This is a genomic window from Candidatus Methylomirabilota bacterium (assembly GCA_003104975.1).
GTDB lineage: Bacteria > Methylomirabilota > Methylomirabilia > Methylomirabilales > Methylomirabilaceae > Methylomirabilis.
Genome location: PQAM01000002.1, coordinates 46,011 through 68,085 on the forward strand (window position 1 = coordinate 46,011; position 22,075 = coordinate 68,085).

Here is a 22,075-nt window from a genome sequence, read left to right on the forward strand (position 1 = left end):
CACTAGCCGCTCATCACTCAATTCAGTGGGCCGGGTTCGCTGATCCGGCCCTAAAACTCCATGATTTCCTTTTCCTTCTTGGCCAGCAACCCGTCGATCTCGTGGATCAATCGGTTGGTCAGCTCCTGGATCGCGTCGACGCCATGCTTGGCATCATCCTCTGATGCCTCCTTTTCTCGCTCTTCCCGTTTGAGCGCGTCGTTGGCCTCACGACGAGCGTTGCGAACCGCAACCCGACCCTCCTCGGCCATCTTTCGGACCACCTTCACCAGCTCTTTGCGACGCTCCTCGGTCAACGGCGGAATCGCAATCCTGACAATCTTGCCATCGTTGGTCGGGGTAATCCCGAGGTCCGACTTCCGTATCGCCCGCTCGATAGCCGGCAACAGTGAAGGATCCCACGGCTGCACCGTGATCAGCCTGGTCTCAGGCACCGCCATGGTCGCTACCTGATTGACCGGAACGGCCGATCCGTAGGCCTCGACCATCAGCCCGTCCAGCAGCGTGAGCGAGGCCCGTCCGGTTCGAACGCCGTTAAAGCCCTTCAGCGTCGCCTCGATCGCCTTTCGCATCTCCTTTTCGGCCTTGGCCTGGATCTCCTTCAGCACGTCTGACCCCCGCGAACAATCGTCCCGACCTTTTCGCCGAAGACCAACTGCCTGAGGATCCCCGGCTGACGAAGGTTGAAGACCACGATTGGAAAGAGATTGTCCATACACAATGAGATCGCCGTCGAGTCCATCACCTGCAGCCGGCGGTTCAGCACCTCGATATAGGAAAGCTCATCGAACTTCTTGGCGCTGGGGTCCAGCAGGGGATCCGCCGTATAGACGCCGTCGACCCGTGTCGCCTTGAAGACCACCTCGGCCCCCACCTCCATCGCGCGCAACGCCGCCGCCGTATCGGTGCTGAAATACGGATTGCCGGTCCCGCCGACAAAAATCACGATCCGACCCTTTTCCAGATGCCGGACGGCCCGTCTGCGGATAAACGGCTCCGCCAACTGCCGCATCTCAATGGCGGTCTGCACCCTGGTCGCAACCCCCTTGCGCTCCAGCACATCCTGCAAGGCGAGACCGTTGATCACAGTGGCCAGCATCCCGATGTAGTCACCGGAGGAACGATCCATCCCTTCGGCGCTGGCGGCCACCCCTCGAAAAATGTTACCCCCGCCGACGACGACCGCCACCTGCACCCCAAGGTCGTGAACCGCCCGAATCTCATCGGCCAGAAACCCCAACACCGTGGGGCTGATGCCGAACCGCTCGTCGCCGGCCAGCGCCTCTCCGCTGATCTTCAACATGATCCGCTTGTACTTCAGCGTCGCCATGGCTGGTGTCTGTCCCAGAAGTATATCTACTTGGACGTCATTCCGGGCTTGACCCGGAATCCAGTCGTTCTGTCCTGGATTCCCGCTTTCGCGGGAATGACGGCTTCGGAATTAACGTAACCACCTGATGCTAGACTTATAACTTATGCGCCGCACTCCACCTTCTCGCCCAGTTGGTATCTGCAAAAGCGTCGAACGACCACGTTCTCGCCGACCTTGGCGATCACTTCCTTGATCCGGTCCTCAACCTTTACCTCGGGCGTCTTGATAAAGGGCTGCTCCAGGAGGCAGACCTCGCCGAAGAACTTGGCCAGCCGACCCTGGACGATCTGCTCGATCACCTTTTCGGGCTTGCCGGATCCCTTCACCTGGGCCAGGAGGATCGCCCGCTCCTTTTCAAGCAGATCGCCAGACACCTCTTCCCGCCGCACATACTGCGGGTTCGCCGCCGCCACCTGCATCGCCAGGTCTCTGGCAAGTGTCCCGAACTCCTCGGTCCGGGCGACAAAATCGGTTTCACAATTCAGCTCCAACAGGACGCCGATCTTCCCACCGCCATGAATGTACGAGATCACCAGGCCGTCGGAGGCCGTTCGCCCCATCTTCTTCGACGCCGACGCCAGCCCCTTTTCGCGAAGGAGGGTCGTCGCCTTCTCCAGGTCTCCTGCCGCTTCGGCTAACGCGGTCTTACACTCCATAAAGCCGACACCTGTCTTTTCCCGTAACTCTCTTACCAATGTCGCCGGAATTGTCGCTGACATCCTTATCCTCTATCCTCGTTCCTTATTTCATGAAGTCGTCGCGTCTCAGATCTCCTGAAGGGCCTCCAGTGCCTCTTCAGAAGCGCTCACCTCTTCTGCTGCTGCTGGTTCTACCTCTGCTGTTGCGGGGGCCGACTCGACCTGTGCTGCAGCCACCTCCTGGGTGGCGGCATCCTCGGCCGTCTTCAGCCGTATTGCTCGGCCCTCCTGGATGACATCGGCCATCCGCGAGGCCATCAGTCGAATGGCCCGAATCGCGTCGTCATTTCCAGGAATCGGGTAATCGACCTCGTCAGGGTCGCAGTTGGTGTCCACAACGGCGACAATCGGGATTCCAAGACGCCGAGCCTCAGATACGGCAATCCGCTCCTTCTTGGTGTCAATGACAAAGATTGCGCCGGGCAGGCGTTCCATCCCCTTGATCCCGCCCAGGGCGTACTCAAGCTTCTCCCGCTCACGCTGCAGCTTGGCGACCTCCTTCTTCGTCAAACGCTCCCAGTCGCCCTTGGCCTCCATCTCGTCAATGTGGCGCAGCCGGCTCACGCTCTTCCTGATCGTCTGAAAGTTGGTGAGGGTCCCGCCCAACCAGCGATGGTTCACAAAGAACTGCTCACAGCGATTGGCCTCCTGCTCCATCACGTCGGCAGCCTGCTTCTTTGTGCCGACAAACACGACCGGCAGACCTTCGGCGGCCACATCCTGCACAAACCCGACCGCCTCGTGAAATTTCTTCAGGGTTTTTTGCAGGTCGATGATGTAGATCCCGTTCTGCTCCCCAAAGAGATATTTCTTCATCTTCGGGTTCCACCGCTTGGTCTGATGACCAAAGTGAACCCCGGCCTCCAGTAGCTCCTTGATTGTTACCGTTGCCACATCGTTCCTCCGTTCGGCTGACCGTGTTGTACGGCCACCTGGGTTGTGTCCTCCGCCCTCGTCACCTTTCTGCACGGCCCCACCATGATCGGTTGGGGCACCCGTGCAGAAATCAGCGGGCGTGTGAAATTGATACGCGTTCTTTATTCGTCAACGGTTGCATTTATACCACGTGCGAATAGATCGAAACAAGCGAAAACCGGACGTATATCGAAACCCTCCTCACCTCAATCCTCTCCCCCACTTGTGGGAGAGGAGGTCTTTTTTGGTTCCCCTCACTCTTCAAGCCAGAGGGCAGTTTCTTGTTATGTTCCCCTCGCCCCCTTTGGGGGAGAGGGCGGGGGTGAGGGGGGTCAGCTCCGATAGCCGGCATTGATCCTGACATACGCCTCGGTCAGATCGGTGGTCAGGACCACGGCTTCTGCGGCCCCGCCGTGCAGGTTAATGGTTACGCCGAATTCCGGTCGGCGCATCCGTACGGCCGCCCGTCGCTCTGCCGCCGCCCCCAGACCAAGCCCATGACGGACCACTGGAATCCGGTCCACACTGATCTCCACACGATCGGGATCAAATCGGATCCCGGACGCGCCGATGGCCGACACGATCCGCCCCCAGTTACAATCCTCCCCGAAGAAGGCCGTCTTCACAAGCGGGGAGTTGGCGACCGCCTTGGCCGCCGCCTTGGCATCATCGACCGTCTGCGCGCCGATGACCGCTATCCGAATCAGTTTGGTCGCCCCCTCGCCATCCTGTACGATCATCCTGGCCAGGCGAGAGAGGACCTGAAGCATCGCCTCTTCAAACAGGACCAACTGGGGGGTGCCGGCCTTCAGGGGCGGCGCATCACTCACCCCATTGGCAAACAGTAAGACGGTGTCGTTCGTGCTCATACAGCCGTCTACCGTAATGGCATTAAACGAACGGTCGACCGTCCGCCTCAGCACCCGGCGCAACAGCGGGGCGGAGATCCTGGCGTCGGTCCCAACGAAGCACAGCATCGTCGCAAGATCCGGCGCGATCATCCCGGATCCCTTGGCTATGCCGCCGATAACGACGGGTTGGCCGTCCAGCTCCACCCTGACCGCCGCCTCCTTGGGACGGGTATCGGTCGTCATGATCGCCCGGGCGGCCGTCTCGCCGCCGTCCACCGACAAGCGGTCGATGCCATTCCGAATGCCGGATAGAATCTTGGCCATCGGCAGGCGTTTGCCGATCACCCCGGTAGAGGCGACGAATACCTCGCCTGCAGGACAGTCGAGGAGTCGGGCGAGCCGATCCCGCATCCGCAGTGCGTCGCGTTCACCTTGGGGTCCGGTGCAGGCGTTGGCGTTGCCGCTGTTCGCCACAATGGCGGTCAAGCGGCTACCCTTCAGTTGACGCTCACACAGCAGCACCGGCGCGGCCTTGGACCGATTGCGTGTCGTGACCCCGGCGACAGTAGCCGGTCGATCCGACACAATCAGCGCAAGGTCAAGCGCGCTCTTTTTGATCCCGCAGAAGATGCCGGCAGCCCTGATCCCCTTGGCCGCCGTAATCCCACCCGAGATATCCCGTATCGTTGACTGTTTCACTCAAGTGCAGCGGTCAGATGTCCGTACCAGCATCGCGCTGAAAGCGGATCGCTCGTCAGAGGTTAAGGATAGAGCGGAGCGAGTTGCAGCCCCGTCCGCTCGTCGAACCCCATCATCACATTCATGGCCTGGATCGCCTGTCCCGAGGCGCCCTTTACCAGATTGTCGATCGCCGTCACGACGATCACCCGCCGTGTCCTGCCATCGACGGCGAGGCCGATGTCGCAGAAGTTGGAACCGCGCACCTGTTTCGTTTCGGGCAGCCGACCCTCGGGCAGGATCCGCACGAACGGCTCGTTGCGATACCAGTCCCGGTAGAGTGCGCGGAGCTGGTCTGCATCCTTGGAGGTCACGAGCGTGGCGGTCATCGTCGCCAGGATCCCTCGGACGGTTCCGACCAGGTGCGGGGTAAACGTCACCGAGACCTCCCGGCCGATGCAGCGACCCAGCTCCTGCTCAATCTCCGGCGTATGTCGATGGCACGCGATCCCATATGCTTTGCAATTCCCGTCCAACTCGCTGAAATGGAGCGGCAGGTCCGGCTTCCGCCCGGCGCCGGAGGCGCCGGAGATGGCGTCGATCACCAGGGAGTCCGGATCAATGATCTCCCGTGTGACCAGGGGGAGCAGTCCCAGCAGGACCGCAGTAGGATAACAGCCCGGCGCCGCCGCCAATCGCGTCGTGGCAAGCTGCTGACGATAAAGTTCCGGAAGGGCATAGACCGCCTCTTTCAGCAGTTCCGGCGCGACGTGCTCCGTGCCATACCACTGGCGATAGAGGGCCGCATCGCGGAGACGGAAATCGGCGCTCAGATCGACAATCTTTTTGCCGAAAGGACGCAACTCGACGGCTGCAGCCATGGCCGTCTTGTGAGGAACCGCCAGAAAGATCAGGTCGGTATGCCGCGCCACCTCCCGTGCGTCCAATTTATTGCAGGTCAACGTGACCATGCCATAGAGGCTCGGGAATATCGTATCGATCGGCGTGTCCGCATAACTCTCTGAGGTCAGGGCGGTAATCTCCACGGCGGGATGGTTGATGAGAAGCCGGAGAAGCTCTACGCCCGTATATCCGCTCGCTCCGACAACCGCCACCCGGATCTTGTGTCCTGTATCGTTCATCTTTTTGTTCATAACAATCGCCGTCAGGTTTTTCAGCGACGTAGGGGCGCTGCTTGCTGCGCCCCTGTTGGGCAGGGCAAGCCTTGCCCCTACACCGATCCCTCAAAACAGAAACGGCCAGCCATCAGCAAGAGCTGCCTGCTGAAAGCTGACCGCCGATCGCTTCAGATAGAATTAGCGCTTTGAGAATTGGAAGCGTGCGCGTGCTCCCTTTTGACCGTACTTTTTCCGCTCTTTCACGCGGGGATCCCGCGTCAGGAATCCCGCCTTGCGAAGCGCCGGCCGCAAGGAGGCATCGACAACCAGGAGGGCTCGGGCGATGCCCAGTCGAACGGCGCCGGCCTGACCGGTCAATCCTCCACCGGCCACGTTGGCGCGCAGATCGAACTTCCCCTCTATCCCGGCCGCCTTCAGAGGCTGAACCGCTATGATCTGATGGGTCGGTCGGTTGAAATAGTCCTGCAGAGACCGCCGGTTCACTGTCATCTTCCCGTCACCCGGCGCCAACCATACCCTTGCTACCGACGACTTTCGTCGGCCCGTCCCGTACAACGCACCCTCTGCTGGCATAGCTGAGATTTATCCCTCCTTCACTGTCCCTTCGACCCCGCTCAGGGCAGGCTGCTTGACAAACGGTGTCGGCTGCTGCGACGCGTGCGGGTGCGTGGGCCCGGCGTAGACCTTGAGCTTACGGAACAGCGCATCACCCAGCTTCGTTCTCGGCAACATTCCGCGAATAGCCGCCTCCAACACTCGCGTGGGGTGGCTCTTCAACATCTGTTCAGCCGTTGTGGTCTTTAGCCCACCCGGATAGCCGGAATGGCGGTGATACTGCTTATCCTTTATCTTCTTGCCCGTCAATACCACCCGCTCGGCATTCACAATAACCACAAAGTCTCCGGTGTCCAGGTGGGGGCTGAAGATCGGCTTGTGTTTGCCTCGCAAAAGTACCGCCACCTCTGTGGCGAGCCGTCCCAGCACCTGTCCCGACGCATCGATCAGATGCCAACGCTTATCGATCTCGTTCTCATTGCAATGTATGGTCTTTGACATAACGCACACGACTCCTCTTAGTGTACCACCCCACAACCGCTAGACAATAGTCGCTAGAGCCAGAAGTGTCAAGAAAAAAATAGGAGGCTCGGACGGCTACGCACCCAGCGCCACGAGCCTTGCCTGAAGTCGCGCGTTCTCCAGCGAAATCACCGCCTGCGAGGTCACCAGTTCTATCGCCTGGGTCTTTTCAGGGGTAAACATCGCATCCGCCAGACGGTTTTCCAGGTACACCGCACCTACTATCTTCGATTGCCTGACCACCGGCAGACACAGGACAGAGCGCAATTGCAAGCGCTGCGCCTCAGGATCGTCCCGGAACCCGCTGTCTTGCGCGGCGTTCTGCAGGCTGATCTTCTCCCCGGTCCGGTAGACATAGCGGACGATCGCTTTACAGATGGCGGTGGTCTCCCCAAGCTCCTGGTTCAGTGCGCCGATCGCTCCACCGTGGCTGACGTGGCCCTCTCCGCGGACCAGCAGTTTGCCTTCCTCGTCCATCAACAGATAGCCGTGCTGGGCCCCGGAGATTTCGATCAGCGCGTTCATGATCCTTCTGAGCAGAGCATCCTGCTCGGTTTCGGCCGCAATGGCGAGCGACGACTTCAGGATGTAGTCGATCTCGAGCTCGCGTAGCGTCGCGGATGCTGCGGCTTCAGTTTGCGCGTGGGGATACAAAGATTGCTCTTCCTCACAATACTCCGGATATTTTTCGATAAGCTGGGTCTCCTTACGCTCCGTCCGGCATTTCCGATATAGGCGTACCGCCTCGATAAAGTAGACCCGCTCGGTCCCTTTGCCCTGCTGCAGCAGCAGCTCGCCCAAACATTCGTTGAGATGCCCTTCCAGAAATGTATAGTGCTGTTCATGGGCGACCTCGATCGCCTCCAGGTATCGGCTTCGGGCCTCCCTGAATTCGCCGGTGACCCGTTCCAACTCCGCATACAGAAGGGCGAGATACGGCTTCAACAGCGGACCCAAGGCCGCCCACGTCTCAACCTTGTTAATGATGGGCCGGATCTCCGCCAGCAGCGCCTCCCGATTGGTCAGGCCCAGCCCCTTTTCATACCGTTTCAACGCATTCAACACCAGGAAGACGTGCCATTGTCGCTTCAGGACGTTGTCCGTCAGACCGGACAGATAGCGACGGACCCCGATCAGATACCGGTCGGCCTCGGCATAGTCACCCAGGTAGTAATGAGCCAGCCCCATGTGAACATAATAACTTCCGGCGCACGCGACGTGATTTTCCCGCTCCCAGTGCCGCAGCTTCTCATCAATGGGGATCTGCGACCCATTCCGCTTCATCGGCTCGATCCACCCCGCCTGCATCGCCTCGGCCAGCCCAACGGAGAAGGAGAGGTGGTACCGATGGGAGAATTGCAGGCACTCTTTGGCGGCATCCTCGATAATGGAGAGATCGGCCCCCTGGACCTGGAGGTTCCACATCAGGGGGCCGTAGGACAGACCGGCGTTATACAGATCGCCACAGTTTTTCCCGCACTGGATCGACTTGAGGCAGTAGTCCACGATCTGTCGCGGGTGGCTTCGCGAGTGCATATTGCACCAGACGATCCCGTTCATCCCCCGCGTGGCGCCGAAGGTGTTGGGGTATTGTGCCGAGAGGTCGCGGGCCAGGTCTTCATATTTGAAGGCCTGCTCGAACTCCTCCTGTTCGCCAAGCTGCAGCCCCATAATGCTGAACGAATAGATGGTCGATTCGTCCATCCCCCCCGACAGACAATGCTGGGTCGACTGGGCGGCCGAAAGGTATAGTTGCGGCACCAGGCCGGACATGTACAGATCGGGGATCAACTCGCTGTAGAAGGCCAGCTCGATCTTGCGCTTCCGGTCGGTGGTAAAGGGCATATTCAGGATGGTGTTCCAGATATCGATCCCCTGTGAGGCGATCTCGGTCATCAATGCCCTTCTTCGCCGGTCGGCTTCCTCAGCGTGATCGGGAATCGCCTTGCCGAAATAGGCCAGGCCCCGGTTGGCCGTCTCGATCGCCTTGATGAAATTGCCTACGGATGAGAGCGAGGTGGTCTGCTCGGCCAGACACTCCGCCTTGTCCAGATCGGCCTGGGCATGGTCAAGGAGGCGGGCAAGCAGTCGCTCGGAGTTTTCGTAGTTGCCACACATCAGCTCGGTCTTGGCCGCCTTCTGGTAGATCCGGAACGTGCGCTCATAGTGGTCCGCCTCCCAGCAGTCGTCCGGCAAGAGCTCTTTGCCGAGATTGAAGTACTCATTGGCCGCTTTGGTGGCCAGCGAACTGAGCGCCTTGTTGCCGGCATGGTAGTTGACATCCGACAGGAAATAAGCCGCCTCGGCGCCCGGATTTTCTTCCCGTCCCAGATTGAGATGGGAGACGATGGTAAAGAGGTTTTCGAGAGCTTCGAGCTCCGCACCCTCTGGGACCGTGGCGAGAAGATAGTACCCAACCTGTCGGTGGATCGACCGGCGCACCTCGGCCGGGACGGCGGCGAGCACCGCCTCTTGAACCCGATCGTGGATGAACTGCAGGTTGTTCTTGCTCTCGGTCAGCAGTCCCTGCCTGAGGGCCGGCTTCAAGCACTCGAAGGTCTCCACCAGCGTCGTCCCCCTGATCGCGGAGATCTCGGTGGAGGAAAAGGTGTTGCCCATGCAGGCGCAGTATTTCAGCAGCTCGATCAGGTCCGGCGGCAGCTTCTGGATCTTGGCGCTGAACAGGGCGACTACGGTGGTGGGCATGCGGGACTGCCTGATCTTATTGAGGTCCCATCGCCACTGCCCGTCGGAGTCGAGGAAGAGGAGATTCTCGTTATGCAGGTATGACAGGCTTTCGCTCACAAACAGGGGGTTACCTTCGCTGAGCGTGGTGATAAAGTCCGCGAGCGCCTTGGTCTGCGAGCGGGGGAAGTCGAGGATGTAGGAGACCATCTCGTGGCAGTGCTGCGGCTTCAGCGGCTCGAGCCTGATCTCCTTCAGCGGCCACCCTCCCTCGCTGGCGGCCCCGATCAACTTGGACAGGGGATGACTCGGATCGACTTCGTTATGGCGATAGGCGCCCAGCAGGAACAGATACGGATGGTCTTTGTGGTTGGCCAGGATGTTGGTCAGAAAGTCGAAAGAGGCGACATCGCACCACTGCAGGTCGTCGATGAAGAGGGTCAACGGGTTTTCCTCGCTGGCCAGACAGGTCAAGAACCGGTCGAAGACATCATGGAACCGGTTGAGGGATTCCACAGGCGGCAGCGGTTTGACCCCCGGTTGCGGTCCGATCAAGCGCTCCAGTTCCGGGATCACGTCGGTCAGGACCTTGCCGTTCCTGTCGACGGCTTGCATTATCTTGGTCTCCCAGAGCCCAGCCCGCTCGTCGCTTTCGGTCAGGAAGGTCCGCACCAGATTCTTGAGCGCCTGGATCAGCGAGCTGTACGGGATATTTTTCTGGTAGACATCGAACTTTCCCGAGGTGAAATACCCTCGGTGCTCCACGATCGGCCGCTGCAGCTCCTGAATCAGGCGAGTCTTGCCGATGCCGGACAGGCCCGAGATAAAGAGCGACCGGAATCCCCCCCGGGCCACTCGCTCATACTCCCGCAGGATCAGCTCGGCCTCTCGGTCGCGGCCTACCATCTTCGAGATGAATGTGACCCGCTGGGTGCATACCGTTTTTTCGAGCGGGAAGTCGCGGATAGTGCCGATGGCGGAAAATTCATCCCGGCAGCGCACCAGATCGGCCAGCAGCCCGGTGGCGCTTTGGTAACGTTTTTCCGGTTGCTTGTGCATCAGTTTGGCCACGATCTTACTCAAGACAAGTGGGATGTGCGGATGGCCTTCGTGGATTTTGAGCGCTTCTTCGGCCAGATGGGAGTGGATCAGTTCAAGAGGATCATCGGAAACAAACGGAAGCTGACCGGTCAACAGTTCATAGAAGATGATCCCGAGCGCATACAGATCTGAAGAGAAGCCCACCCGGTGGTTGATCCGTCCGGTCTGCTCCGGGGAGGTATAGGCGAGCGTACCCCTGATGAAGGAACGATCATAGATGAAGTGGCTGACATCCCGCACATCCACGGCACTGATGAAGTCCATCAGCCGCACGTCCAGCGTGCTGAAGTTGACGAGGATATTGTTGGGCTTGACGCCGCCATGGATGATCCCGGCTTCGTGGACGATCTCCAGTACCCGGGTGAGCTTGCTTGCCAGCGTAAAAAAATCCATCAGAGAAATCGGGGACTTCGCCTCCATCAGCCGGCTGAGGGTCACCCCGTCAAAATAGCTCTGGGTGATGAAGCAGATCCCTTCCGTGACACCGAAGCCGATAGGCGTAATTACCAACGGATCGTCCAGGACCTTGAGGTGGGCGATCTTCTGGGTGACTTGGGCCTGTTTGTAATCGGACAGGCTGATGGCCTTGAGGATCTTGAGCACCAGCAGCCGGTCGGGATTTTTCTTGTGGCAGGCCTTAAAGACGGCAGACTGAGGAGCCTCGGAGATTTTTTCCAACAGCTCATAATTTAAAATCCGCATGCCCTCCTCCTTCAGTCGGTTCCCATCCGGTCCACATCGACGGTTCCGAGAGAGAACAAGGCATCACCATAGAAAGCTTTTACCCATCCTGTCAAGGGCAAATGAAGCCCGAGAACGGAGATCGATCATGCAACCCATTCGTTTGTCCGTCATTGAGAGCACCCAAAGGGTGCGCGGCAATCTCACTGTCCTGTCCTCGTGAGCTTGGAGAAATAGTGGCAAAGAACGGGTGGATTGCTTCGCGACGCTCGCAATGACGTATCCCGATGTCTATTCTTGGGGACGCTTGCCACTCGCACCCACATGTAGGACAAACACTGACAGGCAAATCATCCTTTTGCTGACAGCCGTAGCCCCAGTGCGATGCTAGGATAATCTGGTTTTTAAGCTCGTCAGAGCGCCGGCGAGACCGTTAAGATTTGGAGCCACGCCTAACATACCACTTGACTGAGAAGAATTGTTTGGTTGACAATTCTATAGCCCCGATTATTATGGAGCATCGGCAAACGATTCGCGCGCCGGCGGAGGGGATGTATAGATGAAGGCGGAGACCGCAAAGCTCTTCGATAGTTCTATCCTCGGCAACACCCAAGAAACCCTCGATTTCATCACCAACATCCTGGAATCGTCCACCGAGTACTCCATCATCGGCAAGGACCTGGACGGCACCATCCTGCTCTGGAACGAGGGCGCGCGGCGGCTGTACGGCTACGACCCGGAGGAGGTCGTCGGCCGGGCCAACTCCTCCATCCTGCACACGCCCGAGGACGTGGCCGCGGGCATACCCCGCAAGGCCATGGAGAGCGCGCTATACATGGGCAAGTGGGAGGGGACGATTAAGCGGGTCCGCAAGAACGGTGAGCAGTTCAGCGCCCGCGTCGTCATCACGCCCCGCCACGACGCCCAGGGCCAAACCATCGGCTTCCTGCTGATCTCCAAAGACATCTCGGGCGAGCTCCGCTTCAGCCAGCAGGTCAGCGAGGCCAAGCTGTTCGACCGGGCTATCGTCGGCAACGCGCAGGAGGCGGTGGACTTTATCACCAACATCCTGGAGTCGTCCACCGAGTACTCCATCATCGGCAAGGACCTGGACGGCACCATCCTGCTCTGGAACGAGGGCGCGAGGCGGCTGTACGGCTTCGAACCGGAGGAGGTCGTCGGCCGGGCCAACTCCTCCATCCTGCACACGCCGGAGGACGTCGCTACGGGCAAACCCCGCGAAATCCTGGACAGCGCGCTGCGCGACGGCAAGTGGGAGGGGACGATCAAGCGGGTCCGCAAGAACGGTGAGCAGTTCACCGCCCGCGTGGTCATCACGCCGCGCCACGACGGCGAGGGCGCACCCATCGGCTTCCTGCTGATCTCCAAAGACATCTCCGACGAAATCCGCCTGACCGAGGAGCTGAAGTCGACCCAGTTCTACACCCGATCGCTCATTGAATCGAACATGGACGCCCTGATGACGACCGATCCGCTGGGGCTGATCACCGACGTCAACCGGCAGATGGAGGCGCTCACCGGCTGCAGCCGGGATGAGCTGATCGGCACACCGTTCAAGCGGTTCTTCACCGACGCGGAGCAGGCCGAAAAAGGGATCCATCTGGTGCTCCGCGAAGGGCGGGTGGCCAACTACGAGCTGACGGCACGGGCCAAGGACGGCCGGCGCACCGTCGTCTCGTACAACGCCTCCACCTTCCGCGACGCGCACGGGCGGCTGCAGGGCGTCTTCGCCGCGGCCCGCGACATCACCGAGCAGAAAAAGCTGGAGCAGCAACTGCGGGAATCGCAGTCGTATAACCGGGGTCTTATCGAGGCCTCGGTCGACGGCCTCATCACGGTCGATCCCACCGGGACGATCACCGACGTCAACGAGCAGATGTGCCGGATGACCGGCTATACCCGCGAGGAGCTGATCGGCACGCCGTTCGCCGACTATTTCGCCGACCCGGAGCGGGCTACCGCCGGCGTCAACGAGACGTTCGACAAGGGGGTCGTCACCAACTACGTGCTGGTCTTACTCACGCGGCAGGCGAAGAAGCTGCGGGTCTCGTTTAACGCCTCGGTGTTCAAGGACCCGTCGGGCAGCACCCGCGGCATCTTCGCCTCGGCCCGCGACATCACCGAGCAGTCGGCGCTGCAGACGCAGCTTGCCGAAGAGCGGGCCTACAACCGGGGTCTCATCGAGGCCTCCCTCGACGGCCTGATCACCGTCGATCCGATGCTGACCATTACCGACGTCAACGAGACGATGTGTCGCATGTCGGACTACACGCGAGACGAACTGATCGGGTCGCCGTTCTCGCAGTACTTTACCGATCCGAAGCGGGCGGCCGAAGGCGTTCGCCTCACGCTGGACAAGGGGGCGGTCACCAACTACGAGTTGCTGCTCAAGACCAAGGACGGCCGCGAAAGCCTGGTCTCATTCAACGCCGCCATCTTCAAGGACCAGACCGGCGCCGTGCGCGGCATCTTCGCCTCGGCCCGCGACATCACCGATCAGGCAAAGCTGCAGGGCCAGTTGGGCGACGAGCGAACCTACAACCGCGGCCTGATCGAGGCCTCGGTGGACGGCCTGGTCACCGTCGATGACTCGATGATCATCATGGACGTCAACGAAACGATGTGCCGGATGGCCGGCCGGCCGCACAACCAGCTCGTCGGCTCGTCGTTCCCCGGCTATTTCGTCGAGCGCGAGCGGGCCGCCGAGGGCGTCCGGTTGACCTTCAACGAAGGGGCCGTCACCAACTATGTCCTGACGCTGCAGGCGGCAGACGGGGCGCAGGTGCCGGTCTCGTTCAACGCCGCGGTGTTCAAGGACACGTCAGGCACAGTCCGCGGCATCTTCGCCTCGGCCCGCGACATCACCGCCCAGAAACGGCTGGAGGCTCAGCTCCAGGCGTCGCAGACCTATACGCGCTCCCTCATCGAATCCAACATCGACGCGCTGATGACCACCGACCCCCTGGGGATCATCACCGACGTCAACCAGCAGATGGAGTCCCTCACCGGCTGCAGCCGCGACGAGCTGATCAGCACCCCCTTCAAGACCTACTTCACCGACCCGGATCGGGCGGAAGAGGGCATCCGCCTGGTGCTCCGGGAGGGGAAGGTCACCAACTACGAGCTGACCGCCCGCGCCAAGCACGGCAAGGAGACCGTCGTCTCGTACAACGCTACCACCTTCGCCGACCGGGACGGCAAGCTCCAGGGCGTGTTCGCCGCCGCCCGCGACATCACCGAGGCGAAGAAGCTTGACCGGCAGTTGCGCGAGCAGCAGACCTACCTGCGCGGCCTCATCGAATCGTCGGTGGACGGGCTGGTGACCGTCGATCCGCACGGCACCATCACCGACGTCAACGATCGGATCTGCCAGATGACCGGCTACACCCGCGGCGAGCTGGTCGGCACCCCCTTTGCCGACTACTTCACCGAGCCGGACCGGGCGCGGGAGGGGGTCCAGCGGACGTTTGAGGCCGGCTTCGTCACCGAGTACGCGCTGACGCTCGTCGCCCGCACCCGGCGGCTCTTGCAGGTCTCATTCAACGCCTCGGTGTTCAAGGAGCCCACCGGCGCCGTGCGCGGTATCTTCGCCTCGGCCCGCGACATTACGGACCGCGTCCGGCTGGAGGAGCAGCTCCGCGAGCAACAGACCTACCTGCGCGGCCTCATCGAGTCCTCGGTGGACGGCCTGATCACGGTGGACCCCGAGGGGTTCATTACCGACGTGAACGAGCAGATGTGCCGCATGACCGGCTACACCCGGGCCGATCTGATCGGCACCCCCTTCAAGCGCTACTTCATCGAGCCGGAGAAGGCGGATGCCGGCGTCAAGCGGACCTTCGCCGAAGGGGTGGTTACCAACTACGCCCTGGTGCTCGTGACCAAGGGCGGTCGCAAGGCGACCGTCTCCTTCAACGCCTCGATCTTCAGGGGCGGAGACGGGCGCGTGCAAGGTATCTTCGCCAGCGCCCGCGACATCTCTGAGCAGGCGAGGCTGCAGACCCAGCTCGCCGAACAGCAGGCCTACAACCGCTCGCTGATTGAGGCCTCGGCCGACGCCCTGTTCGCCATCGCCCCCGACGGCATCATCACCGACGTGAACGCCGAGGCCACGCGGCTGACCGGGTATACCCGCAAGCACCTGATCAACTCGACCTTCGGCACCTACTTCACCCAGCCGGAGCTGGCCAGGTCCGGCGTACAGCAAACGCTGCGCGAGGGCCGCGTCATCGGCTACGAGCTGGTGCTGATCACCCGCCACGGGCGACGGATCGCGGTCAGTTTCAACGCCGGCGTCTTCACCGACGCGGCCGGCGCGCCGCTGGGCATCCTGGCGGCCGCCCGCGACATCACCGAGCAGAAAACGCTCGAACAGCAGTTGCGCGACCAGCAGTTCTACACCCGCTCCCTCATCGAATCCAACATCGACGCGCTGATGACCACCGATCCCCTGGGGATCATCACCGACGTCAACCAGCAGATGGAGTCCCTCACCGGCTGCAGCCGCGACGAGCTGATCGGCACCCCCTTCAAGACCTACTTCACCGACCCGGATCGGGCGGAAGAGGGCATCCGCCTGGTGCTCCGGGAGGGGAAGGTCACCAACTACGAACTGACCGCCCGCGCCAAGCACGGCAAGGAGACCGTCGTCTCGTACAACGCTACCACCTTCGCCGACCGGGACGGCAAGCTCCAGGGCGTGTTCGCCGCCGCCCGCGACATCACCCAGACCAAGCAGGCGTCGCAATACGCCCGGTCGCTGATCGAGTCGAGCTTGGACCCGCTGGTCACCATCAGCCCGGACGGCAAGATCACCGACGTCAACGAGGCCACGATGGCGGTCACCGGCGTGCCCCGCGAGAAGCTGATCGGGACCGACTTCTCGAGTTACTTCACCGAGCCGGGCAAGGCGCGCGAGGGGTACAAGCAGGTCTTCGAGAAGGGGATCGTCACCGACTACGCCCTCACGATCCGGAGCACCACCGGGACGCTCACCGACGTTCTGTACAACGCGACGGTCTATAAGGACGACAAAGGCAACGTCCTGGGCGTCTTCGCCGCCGCCCGCGACATCACGCAACAGAAGAAGGCCGGCGAGGAGCGCTCACGGCTGGCCGCCATCGTCGACTCCTCGGCCGATGCCATCATCGGCAAGACGCTCGAGGGCGTCATCACGAGCTGGAACCGGGGCGCCGAGCGGATGTACGGCTACGCCGCATCCGAGGCGATCGGCCGGCACATCTCGATCCTCCTGCCCGCGCACATGCGGCAGGAGGAGCAGCGCATCCTGCAGCGGCTCAGCCAGGGCGAGATCATCGAGCCGTACGAAACCGTGCGTATCCGCAAGGGGGGCGAGATCATCGAGGTCTCCGTCACGGTCTCTCCGGTGCGGGACGCTGAGGGCAAGATCGTGGGCGCCTCGAAGATCTCGCGCGACATCACCGCCCAGAAGCAGGCCTCTCAGTATGCCCGCAGCCTGATCGAGTCCAGCCTGGACCCGCTGGTCACCATCAGCCCGGACGGCAAGATCACCGACGTCAACGAGGCCACGGTCAAGGTCACCGGCTGCAGCCGGGAGACGCTCATCGGGACCGACTTCTCCAGCTACTTCACCGAGCCGGAGAAGGCGCGCGAGGGCTACCTCCGCGTCTTTGCCGAGGGGTTTGTGTCGGACTACCCGCTGACGATCCGGGCCAAAGACGGACGGCTGACCGACGTCCTGTACAACGCGTCGGTCTACAAGGACGCGCGCGGCAACGTCCTGGGCGTCTTCGCCGCCGCCCGCGACGTGACCGAGCGCAAACGGTTCGAGGTGGCGCTTCAGGAAAAGAACGTCGAGCTGGAGCGCGCGAGCGTGGCCAAGGACCGGTTCCTGGCCAGCATGTCGCACGAGCTGCGGACGCCGCTCAACGCCATCATCGGCTTTACCGGAACGCTGTTGATGAGACTCCCCGGCCCGCTGACGGGCGATCAGACCGATCAGCTCCAGACGATTCAGTCCGCAGCCAAGCATCTGCGGTCGCTGATCAACGACCTGCTGGACCTCGCCAAGATCGAGTCTGGCAAGACGAAGATCACCATCGAGCCGGTGGATTGCGCCAGCATCCTGGACGAGGTGGCGACGACGCTCCGCCCGCTGGCCCTTGCGAAGGGCCTGCAGTTCGAGGTGAGCGCAGCGAAGCCGGACTGCGTCCTGCAGACCGACCGCCGGGCCCTCAGCCAGATCCTGTTGAACCTAACCAGCAACGCTATCAAGTTCACGGAGCAGGGCCAGGTGATCCTGCGGGCCGAGTGCACAAGATGCGACGGAGGCACCCAGGCCCGTATCAGCATACGCGATACGGGGATCGGCATCGCAGCCGAGGCCCAGGCCCGGCTGTTTCAGGCCTTCCAGCAGGTCCACGACCCCGACACCCGGCCTACCGAAGGGACCGGTCTAGGGCTGTACCTCAGCCAGCGCCTGGCCGAGCTGTTAAACGCCCGCATTGAGTTCCAGAGCGAGGAGGGCAAAGGCAGCACCTTCACCCTGGTCCTGAAGGCTTGACGGAGCAGCGGTCATGCGCGGTAAAAAGAAGGGGATGGGCAAAGGGGGCGTTCAGGATAACGGCCGCCGTGCGGTGTCGCCCGGCACAAGGTCCCGCACGGCACGGGCGCCGGTCACGGCGCTCCGCATCCTGATCGTGGAAGACGATCGCGCGAGCCTCAAGCTGATGAGTTACCTGGTGCGGGCCCTCGGCCACACGGCGCTGGAGGCGCGGGACGGCCGCGAGGGATGGCAGGTCGCCGAGCAGGAAAGGCCGGACCTGATCGTCTGCGACATCGCCATGCCCAAGGCCGACGGCTTCCAGGTGGCCCGGTGGCGTCGCGATCACTCGGAACTGCACCGTGTCCCATTAGTGGCCGTCACCGCCATGGCGATGCCCGGCGATCGCGAGCGGATCCTCGCCGCCGGATTCGACGCCTACATTAGTAAGCCGATTGCCCCGGAGACCTTCGTCCAGCAGCTCGAGGCGCTGGCGAAAGCCGCGTAGTGTCCTGTTTCTGAAATTGGTTGTATATTTGGGGACGTCATTCCGCCCCCGATCAGGTCGGGGGCCGCAAAGCGGGCGCGAGCCGGAATCCAGGGAATACCGAGAGTTCTGGATTCCCGCTTTCGCGGGAATGACGACACACTGATGGCTACGATTCTGATTGTCGATGACAAGCCGATTAACCGGCGGTTGCTGGTAACGCTGCTCCCCCGTAAGCACTACCGCACACTGGAAGCGGCCGACGGCGCGGAGGCGCTGGCGCTGCTTCGCCGAGACGCGGTCGATCTGGTCATCTGCGACATCCTCATGCCAACCATGGACGGGTACGAGTTGGTTCGCGAGCTTCGGCGCGATCCGGCGACGGCCCGCATTCCCGTCATCTTCTACACGGCAAAGTATGAACGCTGGGAAGCCGAGCGGCTGGAACAGCTTGGCGGCGTCGTCCGGCATCTGACCAAAGGGGTCGATCCGGAGGAGATCCTCCTCGCGGTCGAGAAGGCGCTGCACGACGCGACAACCAGGCCGTACCCGCTGCCGGCGGAGGCGTACGACCGTGAGCATCTCCGCCTGCTCATGGACAAACTGGCCCAGCACGTCGACGAGCTCGAGGTCGCCAATGCGCAGCTTCGCGCCGAGGTCCGCGAACGCGAGATGGCGGAAGCGGCCCTGCGCGACAGCGAGGCGCGGCTGCGGGAAGTGACGATCACGCTGGAGGCACAGGTGGCGGCGCGCACCGCCGAGTCCAACGCGCGTGCCGCCCAACTGGGGGCACTGACCTTGGAACTGCTCCATGCCGAGGAGAGCGAGCGGCGGCGGGTCGCACAGGTGATGCACGACTCGCTCCAGCAACGGCTGGCCGCCGCCAAACTTCGCCTCGACATCGCTCGAAGCAGGATCAGCGACACGGCGCTTCTGCAGCATATCCGGCAGGCCGGGGAGCTGATCGACGAATCGATGGAGGAGGCGCGCTCGCTGACCAGCCAGCTCAGTCCGCTGGTCTTGTACAACCTGGGGCTGGCGGCGGCGCTCGCCTGGCTTGGACAGCAGATGCAGGAACAGCACGGGCTGGCGGTCAAGGTGCAGGCTGCGCCCGACGCCAACCCGAGCAGTGAAGAGACCGCCGTGCTGCTCTTCCATGCCGTCCGCGAACTGCTATTCAACGTCGTCAAGCACGCAGAGGTTCCGGAAGCCCGCGTGATCCTCGAGGGGATCCACGGGGCCGTCCGGGTCACCGTTGAGGATCAGGGTAAGGGCTTCGACCCTGCCGCAACCGCCACCCTCGATGTCTCAAAAAGAGGGTTCGGGCTCTTCTCGATCCGGGAGCGACTGGAGGCCATCGGCGGGCAGTTCACGGTCGAGAGCGCGCCGGGTCGAGGGACCTGCGTGTACCTTGTGGCGCCGGAAGCCGCAATTGCCGCACCGCCGACGCCACCCTTGACGCTGCATCCCGAGCCTGTCCCGGTAAGCGAGGGGGGTCTTCACGCCATCCGCGTCCTGCTGGCCGATGACCACCCCGTCGTCCGCAGCGGCCTGGTGGCGCTGCTGCACGACTATCCGGATATCGAGGTGATCGGCGAAGCGATCGATGGCGTGATGGCCCTGAACATGGCCCGGCAACTGAAACCGGACGTCGTGCTGATGGATGTGACGATGCCTCGGATGAACGGCATCGACGCCACCCGTCTGATCGTGAGCGAACTGCCGAACGTACGCGTGATCGGACTGTCGATGCACGGCAACGAGCAGATGGCCGCCTCGATGCGGCGGGCCGGCGCCGTCGCCTATCTGCATAAGGGCGGATCGCCAGACGCCCTCGTGGCCGCCATCCATGACGCGGTCGCCCAGGCAGCCCCCTCACCCTGACCCTCTCCCACAAGGGGCGAGGGGAAGAAAAGGAGAACCTTCCCGTACCCAGAGGGTACCGGCGGGACGGAGATACTAAACCGATGGCAAACGCCACGTATCGACACACACTGAAGACACGTTCGATGGCCAAATCCACGCCAACCCTGCCCAAGTCGCCCACCGGTATCCAAGGTCTGGATGAGATCACCGGCGGCGGCCTGCCGAAGGGCCGACCCACCCTCGTCTGCGGCGGCGCCGGCTGCGGCAAGACCCTGCTCGCGATGGAGTTCCTGGTGCGGGGCGCCGTGCAATTTGGCGAGCCGGGCGTCTTCATGGCGTTTGAAGAGAGCGCCAAGGAGCTGACCCAGAACGTCGCATCGCTCGGGTTCGATCTGCACGCGCTGATCGCGCGTAAAAAACTCTCGCTCGATCATGTGCGGATCGAGCGAAGCGAAATCGAGGAGACCGGCGAATACGACCTGGAAGGCCTGTTCATCCGGCTCGGCCATGCCATCGACGTCATCGGCGCCAGGCGCGTGGTGCTGGACACCGTCGAATCGCTCTTCTCCGGCCTGCCGAACGAGCTGATCGTACGCGCGGAGCTGCGCCGACTCTTTCAATGGCTCAAGGCCAAAGAGGTAACCGCGATCATCACCAGCGAACGCGGCAACGGTACGCTGACGCGGCAAGGGCTGGAGGAGTACGTCTCCGATTGCGTCATCCTGCTCGACCACCGCGTGACGGACCAGGCCTCCACCCGGCGCCTGCGCATCGTCAAATATCGCGGCTCTGCGCACGGCACCAACGAGTATCCGTTTCTGATCGACGAGCACGGCATGACGGTGCTGCCGATCACGTCGGTCGGCCTGGCGCACCCGGTCTCCACCGAACGGATCGCCACCGGCATCCGGGGCCTGGACGCGATGCTGGGCGGCAAGGGCTATTATCGCGGCAGCACAGCGCTGGTCTCCGGCACGGCCGGGAGCGGCAAGACGAGCCTCGCCGCGCACTTTGCCGATGCCGCGTGTCGGCGCAAGGAGCGCGTGTTGTACTTTGCCTTCGAGGAATCCCCGGACCAGGTGACGCGCAATATGCGCTCCATCGGGATCGATCTGAGGCCATGGAAGCAAAAAGGTCTCTTGCAGTTTCACGCGATCCGTTCCACGTACTACGGCCTGGAGATGCACCTGACGATGATGTATAAAGCGATCACGGCATTTGGGCCCCACGTGGTGATCGTCGATCCGATTACCAGTTTCGTCGTCGACGGCCACCAGATCGAGGTCAAGGCGATGCTGATGCGGCTGATCGATTTCCTCAAAACGCATCAGATCACGGCGCTCTGCACCAGCCTGACCGCCGGCGGCGCAACCCTCGAACATACCGACACTGCCGTCTCGTCGTTGATCGACACCTGGCTGCTGTTGCGCGACGTCGAGGCGGGCGGCGAGCGCAATCGCGCGATGTACATCCTGAAATCGCGCGGGATGGCCCACTCCCACCAGATCCGCGAGTTCCTGCTCACCGACCGGGGCGTTGACCTGCGCGAGATCTACGTCGGTCCCGGCGGCGTGCCGACTGGCTCCGCGGCGAGCCGACACGCCGACAGCACAACAGACGGCCGATCGCGGGCGGCACGACGCCGGCGATGAGTCCTCACGCGAAGGAGACGGGGATGAAAACCCAATCAGCGACTCCACGAGCCCAACCGCGTGCCGTCGGCGCCAAGGTATGGACCCTGCGGCTGTACGTCGCCGGGCAGACGCCGAAATCGGTCGCCGCCTTTGCCAATCTGAAGACCATCTGCGAAGAGCACCTCAAGGGTCAATACACGATCCAGGTGATCGACCTGCTACAGAATCCACAACTGGCGCACGGCGACCAGATCCTGGCCCTCCCCACGCTGGTGCGCGAACTGCCCACGCCGGTGCGCAAGATCATCGGCGATCTGTCGAACACTGACCTTCCCCCGGTTTCCTGG

General features: G+C 62.1%; 14 protein-coding genes. 5 read left to right on the plus strand and 9 right to left on the minus strand.

All coding sequences use genetic code 11. From position 1 onward, the window contains the following. Positions 1-50: 50 nt before the first annotated feature. The 9 genes from C3F12_00845 to C3F12_00885 form a co-directional block, all read right to left on the minus strand. Complete coding sequence (locus tag C3F12_00845; protein ID PWB48823.1) at positions 51-608, minus strand: ribosome recycling factor; 558 nt, start codon at positions 606-608, stop codon at positions 51-53. Next, positions 602-1,330, minus strand: a complete 729-nt coding sequence (locus tag C3F12_00850; GenBank protein PWB48824.1) for a UMP kinase — start codon at positions 1,328-1,330, stop codon at positions 602-604. The genes C3F12_00845 and C3F12_00850 overlap by 7 nt, the downstream gene beginning before the upstream one ends. Before the next feature lie 143 nt (positions 1,331-1,473). Continuing rightward, on the minus strand, positions 1,474-2,091 hold the full coding sequence (tsf, locus tag C3F12_00855; GenBank protein PWB48825.1) for a translation elongation factor Ts: 618 nt from the start codon (positions 2,089-2,091) through the stop codon (positions 1,474-1,476). A gap of 45 nt (positions 2,092-2,136) precedes the next feature. Continuing rightward, a complete protein-coding gene (gene rpsB / locus C3F12_00860; protein ID PWB48826.1) occupies positions 2,137-2,964 on the minus strand; it encodes a 30S ribosomal protein S2 in 828 nt (275 codons plus the stop codon). Between the two features lie 353 nt (positions 2,965-3,317). Next, positions 3,318-4,520: an ornithine acetyltransferase gene (locus C3F12_00865; protein ID PWB48837.1), complete on the minus strand. Its 1,203-nt coding sequence runs from the start codon at positions 4,518-4,520 to the stop codon at positions 3,318-3,320. 77 nt (positions 4,521-4,597) lie between these two features. Continuing rightward, positions 4,598-5,668, minus strand: a complete 1,071-nt coding sequence (locus C3F12_00870) for an N-acetyl-gamma-glutamyl-phosphate reductase (protein ID PWB48827.1) — start codon at positions 5,666-5,668, stop codon at positions 4,598-4,600. A gap of 162 nt (positions 5,669-5,830) precedes the next feature. Continuing rightward, complete coding sequence (locus tag C3F12_00875) at positions 5,831-6,226, minus strand: 30S ribosomal protein S9 (protein ID PWB48828.1); 396 nt, start codon at positions 6,224-6,226, stop codon at positions 5,831-5,833. A 9-nt stretch (positions 6,227-6,235) separates the two neighbouring features. Further along, positions 6,236-6,709, minus strand: a complete 474-nt coding sequence (locus tag C3F12_00880; GenBank protein ID PWB48829.1) for a 50S ribosomal protein L13 — start codon at positions 6,707-6,709, stop codon at positions 6,236-6,238. A gap of 96 nt (positions 6,710-6,805) precedes the next feature. Beyond that, positions 6,806-11,218 carry a phytochrome sensor protein gene (locus C3F12_00885; GenBank protein PWB48830.1) on the minus strand — a complete coding sequence of 1,471 codons (4,413 nt, stop codon included), beginning with the start codon at positions 11,216-11,218 and terminating at the stop codon, positions 6,806-6,808. Positions 11,219-11,756: 538 nt separating this feature from the next. Here C3F12_00885 and C3F12_00890 point away from each other — a divergent pair. From C3F12_00890 to C3F12_00910, 5 genes are all read left to right on the plus strand, one after another. Then, positions 11,757-17,762: a hypothetical protein gene (locus C3F12_00890; GenBank protein ID PWB48831.1), complete on the plus strand. Its 6,006-nt coding sequence runs from the start codon at positions 11,757-11,759 to the stop codon at positions 17,760-17,762. 34 nt (positions 17,763-17,796) lie between these two features. Continuing rightward, positions 17,797-18,249, plus strand: a complete 453-nt coding sequence (locus C3F12_00895) for a response regulator (GenBank protein ID PWB48838.1) — start codon at positions 17,797-17,799, stop codon at positions 18,247-18,249. A gap of 144 nt (positions 18,250-18,393) precedes the next feature. Beyond that, a complete protein-coding gene (locus C3F12_00900; GenBank protein ID PWB48832.1) occupies positions 18,394-20,112 on the plus strand; it encodes a hypothetical protein in 1,719 nt (572 codons plus the stop codon). 125 nt (positions 20,113-20,237) lie between these two features. Then, the gene (locus C3F12_00905) at positions 20,238-21,746 is read left to right on the plus strand and encodes a KaiC 1 (GenBank protein ID PWB48839.1); all 1,509 of its coding nucleotides are present in this window, start codon (positions 20,238-20,240) and stop codon (positions 21,744-21,746) included. A 23-nt stretch (positions 21,747-21,769) separates the two neighbouring features. After that, positions 21,770-22,075, plus strand: a 306-nt coding sequence (locus tag C3F12_00910; GenBank protein ID PWB48833.1) for a circadian clock protein KaiB, incomplete at its 3' end; no start/stop codon positions are given.

Excerpts from the sequence above, each read along its gene's own strand:
- C3F12_00850 (PWB48824.1), bottom strand. The coding sequence starts at position 1,330 with ATGGCGACGCTGAAGTACAAGCGGATCATGTTGAAGATCAGCGGAGAG.
- tsf (PWB48825.1), bottom strand. The coding sequence starts at position 2,091 with ATGTCAGCGACAATTCCGGCGACATTGGTAAGAGAGTTACGGGAAAAG.
- C3F12_00870 (PWB48827.1), bottom strand. The coding sequence starts at position 5,668 with ATGAACAAAAAGATGAACGATACAGGACACAAGATCCGGGTGGCGGTT.
- C3F12_00875 (PWB48828.1), bottom strand. The coding sequence starts at position 6,226 with ATGCCAGCAGAGGGTGCGTTGTACGGGACGGGCCGACGAAAGTCGTCG.
- C3F12_00880 (PWB48829.1), bottom strand. The coding sequence starts at position 6,709 with ATGTCAAAGACCATACATTGCAATGAGAACGAGATCGATAAGCGTTGG.
- C3F12_00885 (PWB48830.1), bottom strand. The coding sequence starts at position 11,218 with ATGCGGATTTTAAATTATGAGCTGTTGGAAAAAATCTCCGAGGCTCCT.
- C3F12_00890 (PWB48831.1), top strand. The coding sequence starts at position 11,757 with ATGAAGGCGGAGACCGCAAAGCTCTTCGATAGTTCTATCCTCGGCAAC.
- C3F12_00895 (PWB48838.1), top strand. The coding sequence starts at position 17,797 with ATGGGCAAAGGGGGCGTTCAGGATAACGGCCGCCGTGCGGTGTCGCCC.
- C3F12_00900 (PWB48832.1), top strand. The coding sequence starts at position 18,394 with ATGGCTACGATTCTGATTGTCGATGACAAGCCGATTAACCGGCGGTTG.
- C3F12_00905 (PWB48839.1), top strand. The coding sequence starts at position 20,238 with ATGGCCAAATCCACGCCAACCCTGCCCAAGTCGCCCACCGGTATCCAA.